We start from the raw sequence: 16545 nt of genomic DNA on the forward strand, positions 1-16545 counted from the left end.
GCCCCGCTCAGCGGAAGATGATGGTGCGCGCGCCGTCGAGCAGCACGCGGTCCTCCGAGAACCACTTCACGGCCTGCGTGAGCGTGCGGCTCTCCTCGTCCTGGCCGATCGCCACCAGCTGCTGCACGGTGCGCGAGTGATCCACACGCACGATGTTCTGCTCGATGATCGGACCCTCGTCGAGGTCGCTCGTCACGAAGTGCGCCGTCGCGCCGATGATCTTCACGCCGCGGGCGTGCGCCTGCTTGTACGGGTTGGCGCCCTTGAAGCCAGGCAGGAACGAGTGGTGGATGTTGATGATGCGGCCGGCGAGCCGGTCGCACAGCTCGGGGGAGAGGATCTGCATGTAGCGCGCGAGCACGACGAGTTCGATGTCGTGCTCCTCGACGACGTCGAGGATGCGCTGCTCGAACGCGGCCTTCTCCTCAGCGTTCGTCACCGGCTGGGATTCGAACGGAACCCCGTAGAACCCCGCCATGTCGCCGAGGTCCGGGTGGTTGGAGAGCACGAGCGGGATGTCGACACCCAGCTGCCCGGCGCGCTGGCGGAACAGCAGATCGTTGAGGCAGTGGCCCGCCTTCGACACGAGCACGAGCGTGCGCAGCGGCCGGCCCACCTCGTCGATCGTCCACGTCATCCCGTACCGGTCGACGACGGGCTGGAGAGCCGTCTCGAACGCGCTGCGCTCGGTGTCGGACTCCACCTGCAGGCGCATGAAGAAGGTGCCGGTGTCGTCGCTCGAGAACTGCTGCGACTCGGTGATGTTCCCCTGGGCCTCCACGATCGCTCCGCTGATGGCGTGCACGATGCCGGGCTTGTCTTCGCAGACGATGGTGAGGGTCCAGTGGTTGGCGGTCATAGCCCTTCAGCCTATTGCGTCGCGCCGCATCCACTCTCCTGCTGAAGGCATGGTCGCGCGTATGCTCTCCCGGTGAGCAGTACGAACGACGCCGGCGGTTTCCCCTACTTCAAGCTGCTCGTGCTCTCCGGCGCGATCTTCGCGTCGGTGTCGAGCGAGTTCCTGCCGACCGGTCTGCTGCCCGAGATGGCGGCGGAGCTGGGCGTCAGCGAATCCCAGATCGGCCTGCTCATCACCGTGTTCGCGGGAACCGTCGTGCTCACCACGGCGCCCCTCACGGCGCTCACTCGCCCGTACTCGCGCAAGTGGCTCATGGTGGCGCTGCTTGCCGTGTTCGCGATCACCAACGTGCTGTGTGCGATCGCGCCGTCGTACGAGATGCTCATGATCGCCCGCATCCTGGGTGGTGCCGCCCACGGCCTCTTCTGGGCCGTCACCGGTCCGTACGCCGCCCTGCTCGTGCCCCGGCATCAGCTGGCCCGCGCGATCTCGGTGACGAACGCGGGAGGAACGGCCGCGTTCATCCTGGGCGTGCCGTTCGGCACCTTCCTCGGGCACGCGCTCGGCTGGCGGATGGCGTTCGCGGCGATGGCCGTGATCGTCTTCGTGTTCGCGGTGTTCGTGGTCGTGTACCTGCCGCCGGTGTCGCACCTCGTGCGCCTCGCGACCGGGGAGATCGCGGTCCCCGCCCACAAGGACCGCACGCTTCCGGCGGTGCTCGCGGTCGCCCTCACGGTGCTCGTCGTCGCGATCGGCCACAACGCGTTCTACACCTACATCGCGGCGTGGTCGATCCAGATCGGCCATGTGGATCCGGAGTGGGTGAGCGCTCTGCTGCTCGCCTACGGCGCCGCGGGGGCGGTGGGTCTCGCGCTCGGCGGTGCCTTCGGCGACCGCTACCCGCGGGCGACGGTGGCGATCTCGGTCGCGGGAGTCTCGCTGTCGATCGCCGCGCTCGCATGGCTCGGCACGTCGGCGATTCCCGTGACGATCGGCATGATCGTGTGGAGTGCGTGCTTCGGCGGCTTCCCCGCGCTCATGCACGCGCGGAACCTCCACGCCGCGTCTCCCAACATCCGCGATTACGCCGCCGCATGGCTGACGATCGCCTTCAATGCCGCGATCGGCGGCGGCGCGCTGCTCGGCGGGCTCATCATCGACGGTCTCGGCATGCAGGCGCTTCCGTGGATCGCGGCGGGCATCGTCGCTGTGGGCTTCTTCGTGGCGCTGTTCGCCAGTCGCGAGCGGATGCGCGTACGGCGCTGACCCCTCGGCCCGCCGCCCTGCGATGGGGCTCAGGCAGCCCGTTCCTCCGGTGAGGGGTCGCAAATGACGTTCGCCACGGCGTGTCGGCCGTCATTTGCGACCCCTCCGCGCGTTGTCAGGGGCGCGGGGTCTGGCCCCGCTCGCTCGCAGAGAGCCAGCCGACCCATCCGCCGTCATCCGACGGAGTGATCCCTCACATGCGTCGCGTAGACTGGTCGCGTCGCAACTGGCGTTCGGATGGGTCACCATCGGGGAGCGGCGAACACGTGAATGATGGCCGTACGCCTGGGCCGTCCACCCCCGTCACCGGGTAGTTTTCTCGTGAGCATAAGGAGCGCCAGTGTCCGCTGAATCCACCTTCAACGCACCTCTTTCCGAGGTCGACCCCGAGATCGCAGCAGTGCTCGAGCAGGAGCTCGCACGCCAGCGCGACACGCTCGAGATGATCGCGAGCGAGAACTTCGTGCCGCGCGCGGTTCTCGAGTCGCAGGGCTCGGTTCTCACCAACAAGTACGCCGAGGGCTACCCCGGCCGTCGCTACTACGGCGGCTGCGAGTACGTCGACGTCGCCGAGTCGCTCGCGATCGAGCGCGCGAAGAGCCTGTTCGGCGCCGCGTTCGCCAACGTGCAGCCTCACTCGGGAGCCTCGGCCAACGCCGCCGTGCTGTCGGCGATCGCGACCCCCGGCGACCGCATCCTGGGCCTCGAGCTCGCCCACGGCGGCCACCTGACCCACGGCATGAAGCTCAACTTCTCCGGCAAGCTCTACGAGGCCCACGCCTACGGCGTCGACCCGGAGACCTTCCAGGTCGACATGGATGTCGTGCGCGAGCGCGCCCTCGAGGTGAAGCCGCAGGTCATCATCGCCGGCTGGTCGGCCTACCCGCGCCAGCTCGACTTCGCCGCGTTCCGTGCGATCGCCGACGAGGTGGGCGCGACCCTCTGGGTCGACATGGCGCACTTCGCCGGCCTCGTGGCTGCGGGCCTGCACCCCTCGCCCGTGCCGCACGCGCACGTCGTGAGCTCGACGGTGCACAAGACGATCGGCGGCCCCCGCTCGGGCTTCATCCTCACCAACGACGCCGACATCGCGAAGAAGATCAACTCGAACGTCTTCCCCGGTCAGCAGGGCGGCCCGCTCATGCACGTGATCGCCGCGAAGGCGACCGCGTTCAAGCTCGCCGCATCCGACGAGTTCCGCGACCGCCAGGTGCGCACCCTGCGCGGCGCCGCGATCCTCGCCGAGCGTCTCGTGCAGGATGACGCGAAGGCCGCGGGCATCTCGGTGCTCACGGGCGGAACGGATGTGCACCTGGTGCTCGTCGACCTGCGCGACTCGGAGATCACCGGCCAGGAGGCGGAGGACCGCCTGCACGAGGCCGGCATCACGGTCAACAAGAACTCGGTTCCGAACGACCCGCGCCCGCCGATGGTCACTTCGGGCGTGCGCATCGGCACCCCGGCGCTCGCGACCCGCGGCTTCGGCGATGAGGAGTTCACCGAGGTGGCTGACATCATCGCCCTCGCGCTGCAGCCGGGTGCCGACCTCGCCGCGCTCCGCGAGCGCGTCACGGTGCTCGCCCGCAAGTTCCCCCTCTACGAGGGCCTCACGTCGCCGGGAAGCTGGGCGTGACCGCGCAGCTGCTCGACGGCCTCGCCACCTCGGCGGCGATCAAGGCCGAGCTGAAGGTTCGCGTGGCGGCGCTCGCGGAGAAGGGCATCGTGCCCGGTCTCGGCACGCTGCTCGTGGGCTCCGATCCGGGCTCGGTGAGCTACGTCGGCGGCAAGCACCGCGACTCGGCCGAGGTGGGCATCCGCTCCATCCGCGAGGAGCTCCCGGCGGATGCGACCGAGGCGGATGTGCGCGCAGCGATCGAGCGTCTCAACGCCGACCCCGAGGTCACGGGCTACATCGTGCAGCTGCCGCTGCCGAAGGGCATCGACGAGAATGCGATGCTCGAGCTCATCGATCCCGCGAAGGATGCCGACGGACTGCACCCCACCAACCTGGGCCGTCTCGTGCTGGGTGTCGACGGGGAGCTCGATTCGCCGCTGCCGTGCACGCCCGCTGGCGTGGTCGAGCTGCTGCGTCGCCACGACGTGCCGATCGCCGGCAAGCACGTGACGATCATCGGACGCGGCCTCACGGTGGGCCGCCCGCTCGGCCTGGTGTTCACCCGCAAGGGCGTGGATGCGACGGTGACGCTCACGCATTCGCGCACCGCGGATCTTGCCGCCGAGGTGCGCCGTGCGGACATCGTGGTCGCTGCTCTCGGTGTGCCGCACTTCGTGCAGGCCGAGTGGATCAAGCCGGGCGCTGCCGTGCTCGACGTGGGCGTGACGCGCGTCGGCACGACCGAGTCGGGTCGTGCGCGCCTGCACGGCGACGTGCATCCGGATGTCGCGGATGTCGCTGGCTGGCTGTCGCCGAACCCCGGCGGCGTCGGACCGATGACGCGTGCCCTGCTCATCGCGAACGTCGTGGACGCTGCGGAGCGCGCCGCCCGCTGACGCGCGCTCCATTCGCACGAAGGCCCCACCGCATCCGCGGCGGGGCCTTCGGCCTTCCTGAGGTGTCAGTTCGTGCCGCGTCCGGCGTTCGCCACGCGGCACGAACTGACACCTCGTGGGTCGTCAGCCCTGCGAGACGCCCTGGGGCTTGAGTGCGAAGCGCACGTCGCCGGTCTCCTCGATGACGGCGTCGAGGGTCATCTCGTCGAGGATGGCGGCGAGCTGCCCGTCGAGGAAGACGCGCGCGTCCCCTCGTTCGACGACGATCTCGGCGACGTCGGGTGCTTCGGCGACGGCGAGGTTGAAGCGGTCCTCGCCCTGCTGGATTCGCATCCCCGCTGTCTCGATGGGAGAGACGCGCGCGACGAGCTCCGACACGACGGTGCCGGCGGTCTCGGTGAGAGTGAGCATGGGTGTTCCCCTTTCTCGATGGACCGGCCACGTTGCCGAGAATCCGCCCTCGCCTCAACCCCTCGGCGCGCGCGTCGTCCCGATGCGGAGCCGTTTGCCAGGGCTCATGCACCTCGCACGAAGGTGCGCCCCGTCCAGGGGGAGACGAATCCGCCTCACCTTGGTGATGTAACATGTAGTCCGCTACCCGAGGAGTCTTCTCATGAACCACCGCCTCCCGCAGATTCTCAGCGCTGTGTCGGTCGTCGCATTGGGGGCAGGACTCGTCGTCGCGCCGCTGTCGCCCGCGCCGGCCGCCCGCGCGGACGTGCCGCCCGTGCCTGCAAGCGAGTTCTTCGCCGAGCAGTGCGTCGGCGACACCGTGGAAGATCCCACCGACGCGCGCGTGCCCCAGGATCCCGACGACGCGGGCTCCCCGCTGGTGCCCGGGCCGGTGCCCGATCTCACCCGGGTGTGGGGCCCGCGCCTCGCGGACTACAACGCGGGTCACGTCGTCGCGCTCTACGACGCCTTCGGCAGCAACGAGACAGACGGTTACCCGCCCGTGTGCGGCGTCCGCTACGTCGAGAGCGAAGGCGGCCCTGTCTCGGAGTGGATGTTCTGCACGCACATCTGGCGCTCGGTATGCTCCGGTGCCGACGCGGACGGGAACCTGCTCGACAAAGCGGGCAACGTGATCCCGGGTCATCGTGCCGTCGGCGGGAACGCCGACCTGACGACCGACCAGGAGCGGCTCATCGCATACCTCATCCGCAACGGCGTTCCGTCGTACTCGGGAGTCGGCTACTACGACTACGGAGCCACCGAGGCGCGCGCCGATGCGGGGTCGTACGAGCGGATGTCGCTCCAGGTGCTCATCTGGTGCATCACCGACCCGGTGACCGCCTTCACCGAGTACGACTACGAGCACGATCGCGGCGCGACCTGCGCGGCATCGATGCCGCCGGAGGAGCAGGAGCGTCTGCTGGCGCTCATCCCCGACGCCCCGGAGGTGACGCTCGACTTCGACGAGGCGGGCGCTCCCGAGGTGCCTGGGGCCCCGCTTGTGGCGACGCTCACGACCAACATCTACGAGCAGCCGATCCGACTCGACGTGACCGGGGGCGCGAGCGTCGAGGTCGTCTCGGGTGACGCGGCGCTCAGCGGCACCACGCTCACCGTGGCCGTGGGCGCCGACTCCGCGAGCATCGTGCTGCGCGTCACTCCCGCATCGGATGAGCCGGTGCAGATCACGGCGACCGCACGCCCCACCCAACGGAGCGCCCTGAGCTGGAACCAGCCGGGTGTCGATGAGGTGTGTCAGGTCTTCGCCACCTTCTCGGAGCTCGACGCCGCAGAGGTGTCCGACACCACGCGCCTCGCCTATCGCAGCGCGGCGCAGCTCGCCCGCACCGGCGTCGAACTGGCCACGGGTGCGCTCGCGGCGGCGCTCGCGCTTCTCGCTCTCGGCACTGCGCTCGTGGTGCGCCGCCGGGCGGCGTAGCTCGGATCGGCCTCGGATGCGAAAGGAGGCGCCGGTCGGCGGGGGGACTGACCGGCGCCTCGTTCTCTTCGCGGAGGGCTAGAGCTCGCGACGAGCTCCCGCCGACGGCGACACCGTGAACATCACCGGCTGCCCGAAGGAGTGCTCGGCGAAGGCTCCGTCGATCGCGACGAGCAGCTGCGACACGAGGTCGACGTGCACGAGCGCGATCGCCGCTCCGCCGAATCCGCCGCCCGTCATGCGCGCGCCGATCGCACCGTGCGCCTGAGCCGTCTCGACGGCGAGGTCGAGCTCGGGAACCGAGATCTCGAAGTCGTCGCGCATCGAACGGTGCGAGGCGTCGAGCAGCTCGCCGATCGCGGTCGGGCCGTCGGATGCGAGAGCTGCGACCGTGTCGAGCACACGCTGGTTCTCGGTGACGACGTGGCGCACCCGGCGGAACGTGACGTCGTCGAGGATGGTGCGGGCGCGCTCGAGGTCGGCGACCGACACGTCGCGCAGCGATGCGACGCCGAGGGCAGCGGCCCCCGCTTCGCAGGAGGCGCGGCGCTCGCGGTATCCGCCGTTCGCGTGCGAGTGCTCCACCTGGGTGTCGATCACGAGGATCGCAAGGTTCTCGGCGTCGAGCCCCAGGTCGATCGCCTGGGCCTCCTGGGTGCGGCAGTCGATGAACACGGCGGCGTCATCGCGTCCGAGGAGCGAGGCCATCTGGTCCATGATCCCGGTGGGCGCGCCCACGAAGTCGTTCTCGGCGGTGCGGCCCACACGCGCGAGCTCGAGGCGGTCGAGGTCGAGCTGCCACAGCTCCGCGAGCGCGATCGCGACGGCGCCTTCGATCGCTGCGGAGGACGACAGCCCCGCGCCGACCGGCACATCGGATTCGAGCATGATGTCGACGCCCGGCACAGCCGCCAGGTCGGCGTGGCCGAGCTGGCCGAGCGCCCAGGCGATGCCGAGCGGATAGGCCGCCCAGCCGCTCACGTTCTCGGGGGAGAGCTCGGCGATGTCGATCTCGGCGATCTCATCCGAGAACGTCGAGCCGACGCGGATGCGGCTGTCGTCGCGCACGCCGACGGCGGCGAAGGTGCGGCGGTCGATGGCGAACGGCAGCACGAAGCCGTCGTTGTAGTCGGTGTGCTCGCCGATGAGGTTGGCGCGGCCGGGCGCGGACCACACCCCGATCGGCTCGGTGCCGAACGCCTCGATGAACTCGGAGCGGACGAGGTCGCGCAGGTCGTGGCTCATACGGATGCAACCGCCTCTCGCAGCCGCGCGGCTGCATCTTCGGGAACGATGTCCGCCACCCAGGCGCCCATGGCGGCCTCGGATCCGGCGAGGAACTTGAGTCGATCGGCGGCACGGCGCGGCGACGTGATCTGCAGCATGAGGCGCACGTCGTCGCGGCCCTCGTGCACGGGTGCCTGGTGCCAGGCCGCGATGTACGGAGTCGGCGTCTCGTAGAGGGCGTCGAGGCCGAGCAGCAGGCGCTTGAACACCACCGCGAGCTCGTCCCGTTCGGCATCGTTCAGTGCATCGATGTCGGGAACGTGGCGGTGGGGGAGCATGTGCACCTCGATGGGCCAGCGTGCGGCGAACGGCACGAAGGCGGTCCAGTGCTCGCCCGCGAGCACGACACGGGGCCCCTGCTGCTCGCTCTCGAGGATGCGCTGGAAGAGGTCGGGTCCGAGCTCGGCGATCGCGGCGAGCGTCGACTGGGTGCGCGGGGTCACGTAGGGGTAGGCGTAGATCTGGCCGTGGGGGTGGGCGAGCGTCACGCCGATCGCCTCGCCGCGGTTCTCGAACGGGAACACCTGGGCGACGCCGGGGAGCGCCGAGAGCTCGCGCGTGCGATCGGCCCAGGCTTCGATGACGGTGCGGATGCGGCTGATGCTCTGGGTGCCGAGCGATCCGGTCGACTCGGGGCTGAAGCACACGACCTCGCAGCGGCCGACGGACGGCGCGGTGCGGTCGAAGCCGCGGCCGACCGGGGCGAGGGGGCCGCTGCTGTCGGGACCGAACGAGGGGGACTTGTTCTCGAAGACGACGACGTCGTACAGGTCGGGGATCTCGGAGGGGTTCTCAGGCGTCTGCGGCGCAAGCGGGTCGAGGTGCGCGGGCGGCAGGAAGACGCGATTGTTGCGGCCGGACGCGACGGAGATCCAGTCGCCGGTGAGCACATCCTGACGCATGGTCGCCGTTGCGGGGCGGGGGTCGAGGGTGCGCTCGTCGACACGGCGCTCGGCGGGGAGCGTGGTGTCGGCATCGTCGAAGTAGATCAGTTCGCGGCCGTCGGCCATGCGGGTCGAGCGGCGAGTGACGGAGGACATGGGTTTACGATAACGTAAGTCACCCTTGTCGATCCGAAAGGAAACGAAAGCGATGGAGCTCGCTCTGCCTGCAGATCTGCGTCGGGCGCGCATCGTCGAGCGCATCCGGGAGGACGGCGTTCTGCGCGTCGCCGACGCCGCCACGCTCTTCGGTGTGAGCGAGGTCACCATCCGCACCGACCTCGCCGCCCTCGATGCGGCCGGCCTCGTGCGGCGCGGGCACGGTGCCGCGTTCCCGGTTCCCGGCGGACGCCGAGAAGAGCCCCTCGAGCGCGTCACCGCACGTGACGCGGCGAGCAAGCGCGCGATCGGTCGGCGAGCGGCGGCGCTCGTCGAGAGCGGCACGAGCGTGCTCCTCGACGTCGGCTCGACGACCCTCGCGGTGGCCCGGGCGCTCGTCGAGCGGGTCCTGCGCGGCGACCTCGACGAGATCGTCGTCATCACCAACGGGCTCACGATCGCCCTCGCGCTCGAATCCGCCGTGCCCCACATCACTGTCGCACTCACGGGGGGAACCCTCCGGCCCCTTCAGCATTCGCTCGTCGACCCCGGTGCCACCGAGACCCTTCGCGACCTGCACGTCGACCTCGCGATCGTCGGATGCAACGGCATCGACACCGATGGGCGGGTCATGAACCTCAACCTCGCCGAGGCGGGAGTGAAGCGCGCGATGATCGCCGCGTCGACCGCGCACCTCGTGGTCGCCGAGTCGGCGAAGCTCGGCCAGCGGCACCTCGGCGGCATCGGCGTCGTCGACGAGCGCACCACCCTCGTCACGGCCGGAGAGTGGACCGACACCGCCGCCGCGACCGCGCGCGCGCTCGAAGCGCGCGGAGCCCGCGTGATCCGTTCAGACGCCTGAACGCGCTCCAGGCATCCCGACCCGACGCCGCGGCTACCTCACCGACGCCCCGAGTGCAAGCGGTGTCACGCACCCGGACCGCAGGCTTAAGGTGGCCGGGTGACGCACCCCCCGGCTTCCATCCCTCCTGACGCGTTCTCCATACGCAGTCCCTTCGGGCGGCGTGCCATCGGGCTCTCGGTCGCCGCGGCGGTCGGCGGGTTCCTGTTCGGCTTCGACTCCTCCGTGATCAACGGCGCCGTCGATTCCATCGAGGGCGACTTCGAGCTCAGCGCCTTCGTGACGGGCTTCGTCGTCGCGATCGCGCTTCTCGGATGCGCCGTGGGGGCCGTGATCGCGGGGCAGCTGTCGGATCGCTGGGGTCGCCTCAAGGTCATGATGCTGGGCGCCGTGATGTTCCTCGTGAGCGCCGTGGGCACGGGCTTCGCGTTCTCCGTCTGGGACCTCGGTCTCTGGCGCGTGGTCGGCGGCATCGGCATCGGCATCGCCTCGGTCGTCGCGCCCGCCTACATCGCCGAGGTCGCGCCGCGTCAGATCCGCGGCGGCCTCGCCTCGCTGCAGCAGCTGGCCATCACGATCGGCATCTTCGCCGCCCTGCTGAGCGACGCGCTCCTCGCCAACGGCGCGGGCGGCGCGGGCGAGCCCTTCTGGTTCGGACTCGAGGCCTGGCGATGGATGTTCCTCGTCGCCGTCGTGCCCGCCGTCGTGTATGGCCTGCTCGCCTTCACCCTCCCCGAATCACCGCGGTTCCTCATCTCGCAGGGCCGCATCGACGAGGCGAAGGCGATCTTCGCGCGCCTCGTGCCGAAGGCGGACCTCGACCACACCGTCCGCGACCTGCAGACGGCGATCGAGGAGGATCGCAAGAACGCGGGTGTCTCGCTGCGCGGGCCCGTCCTCGGCCTTCAGCGGATCGTCTGGGTCGGCATCATCCTGTCGGTGTTCCAGCAGTTCGTCGGCATCAACGTGATCTTCTACTACTCGACGAGCCTGTGGGCGTCCGTCGGGTTCGCGGAGTCTGCGTCGTTCCTGATCAGCGTCATCACGTCGGTCGTCAACGTGCTGGTCACGTTCGTCGCGATCTTCCTCGTCGACCGCGTCGGCCGGAAACCGATCCTGCTCACCGGGTCCATCGTCATGACGGTGTCGCTTGCGACGATGGCGATCGCGTTCCTCTTCGCGGAGGGCGACGAGGGGGCCGTCACGCTGCCGGCACCGTGGGGCCCCATCGCGCTCGTCGCCGCCAACCTGTTCGTCGTCGGATTCGGCGCGTCGTGGGGTCCGCTCGTCTGGGTGCTGCTGGGAGAGATCTTCCCCAGCCGCATCCGCGGCAAGGCGCTCGGCGTCGCGGCGGGCGCGCAGTGGATCGCCAACTTCCTCATCACGGTCTCGTTCCCGGCGATGAGCGGATGGTCGCTGCCGCTCACCTACGGCATGTACGCGCTCTTCGCGGCGCTGTCGTTCATCTATGTGGCCTGGCGTGTACCCGAGACGAAGGGCATGGAGCTCGAGCAGACCGAGACGCTGTTCGTGCGGAAAGCTCGCAGTCAACGATGACGCCGCCGCACACGGGCCTAGGCTTCTGCACGTGCTGACCCCCATCGGAGACATCATCGAGCTGCGCACGCCGCGCTCCACGGCGTCAGTGGCGACCCTCGCCGCCGCCCTCACGAGCTTCACCGTCGATGGGCGCGATCTCGCCGAGCGCACCCCGGCGACCCGCCTGCCCTCGCACGGGCACGGCATCGTGCTCGCGCCGTGGCCCAACCGCGTGCGCGATGCGCGCTGGAGCCACGAGGGGCAGCCGCTGCAGCTCGACATCACCGACCCCACCCGCGGCAACGCCATCCACGGACTGCTGCGCAATACCGCCTACCGTGTGCTCGCGCGTGACGAGGCGAGCGTCGAGCTCGGGGCCGTCATCCATCCGCAGCACGGATGGCCGTTCCAGCTGGAGACGATCGTGCGCTACGCGCTCGCCGAGGACGGCCTCACCGTGACCCACCGCGCCCGCAACATCGGGAGAGCCCGAGCCCCGTGGGCGGTGGGCGCGCATCCGTACTTCCGCATCGGCGAGACCCCGGTCGACGACCTGACCCTCGAGGTGCCCGCTGCGCGCTACCTCGAACTCGATGAGCGGCTCGTTCCCGTGGGCGTCGCGGATGTCGAACCCGGGTCCGAGCTCGATCTGGGCAGCCCCCGGCGGCTCGGCGACGCCGACCTCAACGTCGCCTACGAGGGTCTCCCCGTCGGCGGCGACGTCGCGACGCTCACCGCGCCCGACGGCTCCCGTCTCGTGCTCTGGCAGGATGGAGACTTCGGCTGGCTGCAGGTGTTCACACCGCGGGACTTCCCGCACGTCGCCTCCGACGGCTCCGAGACGCGCGGCCTCGCGGTCGCGCTCGAGCCCATGTCGGCGGCACCCGACGCCCTCAATTCGGGGCGCGGATTGGCGTGGCTGGAGCCGGATGAGATCTGGGAGGCGTCGTGGGGCGCCCGATTCGAGGAGAGCTGATGAGCCGCACCGGAGTGGGCGATCGTTTCGAACTGCGCGCGGGGGAGGCCTACGCCGAGATCGGCACCGTCGCGGCGGTGCTCACAGCGCTGCGCGTCGGCGACATCGACCTCACCGAGCCGCTGCCGCACGATGTCGCGCCGCCGCCCCTGTGCTCGGGCATCGCGCTCGCACCGTGGCCGAACCGCGTGCGGGCGGGGCGCTGGATGCTCGACGGCGAGGTGCAGCAGCTCGACATCACGGAGCCCTCCCGCGGGGGAGCGCTGCACGGCCTGCTCGAGTTCGCCGAGTATGAGGTGCGCGAGCGCACCGAGTCGACGGCCACGCTCGGCGCCGTCATCTACCCGCAGCACGGGTGGCCGTTCCTCATGGACACCTGGATCCGGTTCGAGCTCGCCGCCGACGGCCTCACGGTGTCGCATGGTGCGCGCAACCTATCCGACCGCCGCGCGCCCTATGCGACCGGCACCCACCCGTACCCGCGCATCGGCGGATTCGATGTCGCCGATCTCGTGCTGACGGTTCCGGCTGACGAGTACCTCGAGGTCGATGAGCGCCTCGACCCGGTCGAGTGGCGTGCCGTCGAGGGCGGCACCGACCTGCGCGCCGGGGTGCGTGTGGGCGACCTCGCACTCGACACCGCGTTCCGCGCCCTCACACCGCGCGATGGCGTCACGGCGACGCTCTCCGCGCCCGACGGCAGCCGCCTCGACATCTGGCAGGACGACGACTGGCGCTACCTGCAGGTGTTCACCACTCCCGCCTTCCCGCGCACCGCGGGTGAGGGCACGGCCGTCGCGATCGAGCCCATGACGGCCCCGCCGGACGCCCTCAACTCCGGCGACGACCTCATCTGGCTCGAGCCGGGTGAGAGCTTCGAGGGCTCCTGGGGCTTTCGCTTCACGCCTGCCGGCTGAGCGCACGCCCGCGGTTCGCGGGCCGCGCCGCGGAATCGGATGAAGGGATTCGGCATCCCGCAACTCGTATGCGTTTGGAAGAATCCTGTCAGTGAGCAGTGCCCCCGCCCCCAGCAGCCCCGCCCCCTCCGCACCGACCACGCGTCAGATCCGCACCTGGCGTCGCTACCTCGCCGCCGAACGCGCTGAGGCGGCGACCTACCGCGAGATCGCCTCACGCCGCGATGGCGAGGAGCGCGAGATCCTGCTCGCGCTCGCCGACGCGGAGTCGCGCCACGAAGCCCACTGGCTGTCGCTGCTCGGCTCGCGCGCCGAGCCCGCGCCGCGCGCCGACGCCCGCACCCGGCTGTTCGGGTTCCTCGCCAAGAGGATGAGCATCCTGTTCGTGCTGGTGCTCGCGCAGCGCGCCGAAGGCCGCTCGCCGTACGACACCGATTCCGACGCGACCGTGCAGATGGCCGCGGACGAGCGCATCCACGGCGAGGTGCTGCGCGGGCTCGCCGCGCGCGGCCGCACCAAGCTCTCCGGCAGCTTCCGCGCCGCCGTCTTCGGTGCCAACGACGGACTCGTCTCGAACCTCGCGCTCGTGCTCGGCATCGGCGCGACAGGTGCGCCGCCGCAGGTGGTGCTCTTCACCGGCATCGCCGGTCTGCTCGCCGGCGCCCTGTCGATGGCGGCAGGCGAGTACGTGTCGGTCAAGTCGCAGCGCGAGCTGCTCGCCGCCTCCCGCCCCGATCCCGCCTCGCAGTCGGCGCTGCCGCATCTCGACGTGGACGCGAACGAGCTCGCCCTCGTCTACCGCGCACGCGGCATGGACCCGGATGATGCGGCCCTGCAGGCCGAGACCGTGCTCGCCTCGCTCCACCTCGACGCCCCCGAGCCTCCCTCCGAGTTCGACGCGGATGAGGCGATCGGCTCGCCGTGGCATGCCGCCGGGTCGAGCTTCCTGTTCTTCGCATCCGGGGCGATCTTCGCGGTCATCCCGTACCTGTTCGGGATGACCGGGCTGCCGGCTGTGATCCTCGCGTCGGTGCTCGTCGGGCTCTCGCTGCTCGCGACGGGCGCGATCGTCGGCGTGCTCTCGGGGGCTTCGCCCCTCAAGCGGGCGCTGCGCCAGCTCGCGATCGGCTACGGGGCGGCCGCCGTCACCTATCTGCTCGGTCTCGCGTTCGGCACCACGGTGGCGTAGCCCGCGCCGCCGACGGATACTGGGCGCATGGACCGCGCCGACCTCGTGCGACTGCGGCAGGCTCGCGACCGGATCGATCGCGACTACGCCGAGCCGCTCGACGTCGCCGCGCTCGCGCGAGGTGCGCTGATGTCCGTCGGGCATTTCCAGCGCTGCTTCCGTGCCGCCTACGGCGAGACGCCCTACGGGTACCTCATGACGCGGCGCATCGAACGCGCGAAGGCGCTGCTGCGCCGGGGTGATCTGAGCGTCACCGAGGTGTGCATCGCCGTGGGCTGCACCTCGCTCGGCTCGTTCAGCTCGAGTTTCACGCGGCTCGTGGGGATGAGCCCGAGCGCCTACCGCGCCGGGGCGCACCCGGATGCCGCCGATGCCGCGCTCGACGGCATTCCGTGTGTCGCGAAGTCGATCACGCGACCGATCAGGATCCGAGAAGCGGGCTGAACCTCGCGCGCGTACCGTGGCCCGCATGACGATCACACTGCAGCACAGCTACATCGCCTTCGATGACGCCGAAGCGGCGCTTCTGTTCTATCGCGACGTGCTCGGGTTCGAGGCGTCGAACGATGTCGACATGGGGGAGGGGATGCGCTGGATCACCCTCGCCCCCGCGGGCTCTCCGGTCTCGATCGTGCTCACGCCGGTGGGTGCGGGGGAATCGGATGCCGACCGCGAGACCCTCGCCGACCTCCTCGCGAAGGGGGTGCTTCCGGGCGTCGTGCTCGCGACCGACGATCTCGACGGCGACTTCGCGCGCATCGAGGCATCCGGTGCCGACATCGTGCAGGAGCCCACCGATCAGCCGTGGGGCGCGCGCGATGCCGCGTTCCGCGATCCGGCCGGCAACATGATCCGACTCGCCCAGCGCTGAGCGGCTGATGTGCGGCGTGGGGTTCGGCGATGGGCGGTGGACGCCGGTGCCGTTTGCGGCAGCCGCCGCGTTTGCGGGGCCTGCGCCCCGAAGTGGTGACACCTCACCATCTGGCGCCGAGCGGATCGCCGAGGCCATACTGACCTCATCCGGCGGATGTCCGGCGAGCAGGGAGGCACACTGACGTGCGATTCGACGTGAAGGCCGACAAGGGCGACAACTACTCGTGGTGGCTCACCTCGAGCAACGGGCAGACCGTCGCGTGGGCAGGTGAGGCGTACGCCTCGAAGTCCAACGCCAAGCGCGCCGCCGAGGCGTTCAAGGCCGGGGCGGCCGAGGCCGAATTCGAGCTCTACGAAGACAAGGGCGGCGCCTGGCGCTGGCGTGCGCACCGCGGCAGCAACGTCGTCGCGGTTCCCGGTGAGTCGTTCGCGTCGAAGGCGAATGCGCAGCGCGCCGCTGACAACGTGCGCGACAACGCCGGATCGGCCGAGGTCGCCGTCGCCGACTGACGGCCGAGTGGACTCACACGGCGGGCGCACCCGGATCTCACGGGGCGCCCGCCGTCGTCTACTCCGGCTGCGCGACGGGCGCGGGCGTCTCGTCGCGTGCGCCGGGTTTCGTCGGCACGAGCTTGAGGCCGATCACAGCACCCACGATGAGCGCGATGAACAGCAGCTTCCACACCGACGGCTGCTCATCGCCCACGAGCAGCGCCCAGCTCACGGTGAGGGCCGCGCCCACGCCCGTCCACACCGCATAGGCGGTGCCGATCGGCAGAGTCTTGGCGGCCCACCCGAGGCCCAGCATGCTGAGCGTCACGGTCACGGCGAACACGATCGTCGGAACCGGGCGCTGGAAGCCGTCCGAGTATCCGAGCGCCGTCGCCCACACCGCTTCGAGCACGGCGCTGAGAAGCAGGATGATCCACGGCATCTCAGCTCACCACCTTGAGGCCGATGACGGCGCCCACGAGCACACCGAGCAGCAGGATGCGGGCGACGCTCGCGCGCTCCTGACCCGACACGATCGCCCAGATGACGGTGAGCGTCGCGCCGATGCCCACCCACACGGCGTAGGCGGTGCCGGTGGGGATGGCGGTCATCGCGAACGCGAGCCCGGCCATGCTGGCGACCATCGCGACGACGAACAGGATGCTGGGGCCGATGCGGCGGAACCCCTTCGATGCCGCGAGCGCGGAAGCCCAGACGGCTTCGAGCATCCCGGATGCGATCAGAATGAGCCATTCCATGGCGAACCTTCTGAGTCAGTCTTGTCCGGTGCGGGTACTGCTCCCTCGTCCGCGAACCCGGCTGCGGGCTCCGTCATCCAGG

The 16545-nt window shown here is 70.3% G+C and carries 18 protein-coding genes and 2 riboswitches; of the genes, 12 read left to right on the top strand and 6 right to left on the bottom strand.

Translation table 11 applies throughout. The annotated features are described in order from the left end of the window. Positions 1-7: 7 nt before the first annotated feature. A complete protein-coding gene (purU, locus tag HCR12_RS01990) occupies positions 8-859 on the bottom strand; it encodes a formyltetrahydrofolate deformylase (RefSeq protein WP_166868951.1) in 852 nt (283 codons plus the stop codon). A 72-nt stretch (positions 860-931) separates the two neighbouring features. On the opposite strand from purU, the gene HCR12_RS01995 reads away from it, so the two are divergent. From HCR12_RS01995 to HCR12_RS02005, 3 genes are all read left to right on the top strand, one after another. Next, positions 932-2125, top strand: a complete 1194-nt coding sequence (locus tag HCR12_RS01995; RefSeq protein WP_166868953.1) for an MFS transporter — start codon at positions 932-934, stop codon at positions 2123-2125. Between the two features lie 212 nt (positions 2126-2337). Further along, positions 2338-2423: riboswitch (ZMP/ZTP riboswitch) on the top strand. A 42-nt stretch (positions 2424-2465) separates the two neighbouring features. Further along, a complete protein-coding gene (gene glyA / locus HCR12_RS02000) occupies positions 2466-3758 on the top strand; it encodes a serine hydroxymethyltransferase (protein WP_166868955.1) in 1293 nt (430 codons plus the stop codon). Next, positions 3755-4636 (top strand): bifunctional methylenetetrahydrofolate dehydrogenase/methenyltetrahydrofolate cyclohydrolase, encoded by an 882-nt coding sequence (locus HCR12_RS02005; RefSeq protein ID WP_166868957.1) that lies wholly within the window; start codon positions 3755-3757, stop codon positions 4634-4636. The genes glyA and HCR12_RS02005 overlap by 4 nt, the downstream gene beginning before the upstream one ends. Positions 4637-4759: 123 nt before the next feature. Here HCR12_RS02005 and HCR12_RS02010 read toward each other — a convergent pair whose 3' ends face one another. After that, the gene (locus HCR12_RS02010) at positions 4760-5047 is read right to left on the bottom strand and encodes a Fe-S cluster assembly protein HesB (protein ID WP_166868959.1); all 288 of its coding nucleotides are present in this window, start codon (positions 5045-5047) and stop codon (positions 4760-4762) included. 202 nt (positions 5048-5249) lie between these two features. Between HCR12_RS02010 and HCR12_RS02015 the strand changes: the two genes are divergently transcribed. Then, entirely contained in the window at positions 5250-6530 is a 1281-nt protein-coding gene (locus tag HCR12_RS02015) for a hypothetical protein (RefSeq protein ID WP_166868961.1), read from the top strand. A 78-nt stretch (positions 6531-6608) separates the two neighbouring features. Here the strand turns inward: HCR12_RS02015 and galK are convergent, their stop codons facing one another. Both galK and galT read right to left on the bottom strand, forming a co-directional pair. Then, a complete protein-coding gene (gene galK / locus HCR12_RS02020; RefSeq protein ID WP_166868963.1) occupies positions 6609-7775 on the bottom strand; it encodes a galactokinase in 1167 nt (388 codons plus the stop codon). Next, positions 7772-8857, bottom strand: a complete 1086-nt coding sequence (gene galT, locus HCR12_RS02025) for a galactose-1-phosphate uridylyltransferase (protein ID WP_166868965.1) — start codon at positions 8855-8857, stop codon at positions 7772-7774. Before galT ends, galK begins: the two co-directional genes overlap by 4 nt. 52 nt (positions 8858-8909) lie before the next feature. On the opposite strand from galT, the gene HCR12_RS02030 reads away from it, so the two are divergent. The 8 genes from HCR12_RS02030 to HCR12_RS02065 all read left to right on the top strand — a co-directional run bounded on the left by HCR12_RS02030 (position 8910) and on the right by HCR12_RS02065 (position 15723). Further along, positions 8910-9719 carry a DeoR/GlpR family DNA-binding transcription regulator gene (locus HCR12_RS02030; RefSeq protein WP_166868967.1) on the top strand — a complete coding sequence of 270 codons (810 nt, stop codon included), beginning with the start codon at positions 8910-8912 and terminating at the stop codon, positions 9717-9719. Positions 9720-9818: 99 nt separating this feature from the next. Continuing rightward, on the top strand, positions 9819-11276 hold the full coding sequence (locus HCR12_RS02035; RefSeq protein ID WP_166868969.1) for a sugar porter family MFS transporter: 1458 nt from the start codon (positions 9819-9821) through the stop codon (positions 11274-11276). Between the two features lie 31 nt (positions 11277-11307). Further along, positions 11308-12234: an aldose 1-epimerase family protein gene (locus HCR12_RS02040; RefSeq protein ID WP_166868971.1), complete on the top strand. Its 927-nt coding sequence runs from the start codon at positions 11308-11310 to the stop codon at positions 12232-12234. Beyond that, positions 12234-13151 (top strand): aldose 1-epimerase family protein, encoded by a 918-nt coding sequence (locus HCR12_RS02045; RefSeq protein ID WP_166868974.1) that lies wholly within the window; start codon positions 12234-12236, stop codon positions 13149-13151. Before HCR12_RS02040 ends, HCR12_RS02045 begins: the two co-directional genes overlap by 1 nt. A 91-nt stretch (positions 13152-13242) precedes the next feature. Next, complete coding sequence (locus HCR12_RS02050) at positions 13243-14340, top strand: VIT1/CCC1 transporter family protein (RefSeq protein ID WP_166868976.1); 1098 nt, start codon at positions 13243-13245, stop codon at positions 14338-14340. A 27-nt stretch (positions 14341-14367) separates the two neighbouring features. Then, positions 14368-14784, top strand: a complete 417-nt coding sequence (locus HCR12_RS02055) for a helix-turn-helix transcriptional regulator (RefSeq protein WP_166868978.1) — start codon at positions 14368-14370, stop codon at positions 14782-14784. Between the two features lie 25 nt (positions 14785-14809). Next, positions 14810-15211 carry a VOC family protein gene (locus HCR12_RS02060; protein ID WP_166868980.1) on the top strand — a complete coding sequence of 134 codons (402 nt, stop codon included), beginning with the start codon at positions 14810-14812 and terminating at the stop codon, positions 15209-15211. Positions 15212-15396: 185 nt separating this feature from the next. After that, on the top strand, positions 15397-15723 hold the full coding sequence (locus tag HCR12_RS02065; RefSeq protein ID WP_166868982.1) for a YegP family protein: 327 nt from the start codon (positions 15397-15399) through the stop codon (positions 15721-15723). A 58-nt stretch (positions 15724-15781) separates the two neighbouring features. On the opposite strand, the gene HCR12_RS02070 is transcribed toward HCR12_RS02065, so the two are convergent. Beyond that, entirely contained in the window at positions 15782-16147 is a 366-nt protein-coding gene (locus HCR12_RS02070; protein ID WP_166868984.1) for a DMT family transporter, read from the bottom strand. Position 16148: 1 nt separating this feature from the next. Then, positions 16149-16463 (bottom strand): DMT family transporter, encoded by a 315-nt coding sequence (locus HCR12_RS02075; RefSeq protein WP_166868986.1) that lies wholly within the window; start codon positions 16461-16463, stop codon positions 16149-16151. Between the two features lie 9 nt (positions 16464-16472). Continuing rightward, positions 16473-16537, bottom strand: a riboswitch (guanidine-III (ykkC-III) riboswitch). Between the last annotated feature and the right edge of the window lie 8 nt (positions 16538-16545).

Origin of the sequence: Salinibacterium sp. ZJ70 (assembly GCF_011751865.2) — a bacterium.
Taxonomy (GTDB): Bacteria; Actinomycetota; Actinomycetes; order Actinomycetales; family Microbacteriaceae; genus Homoserinibacter.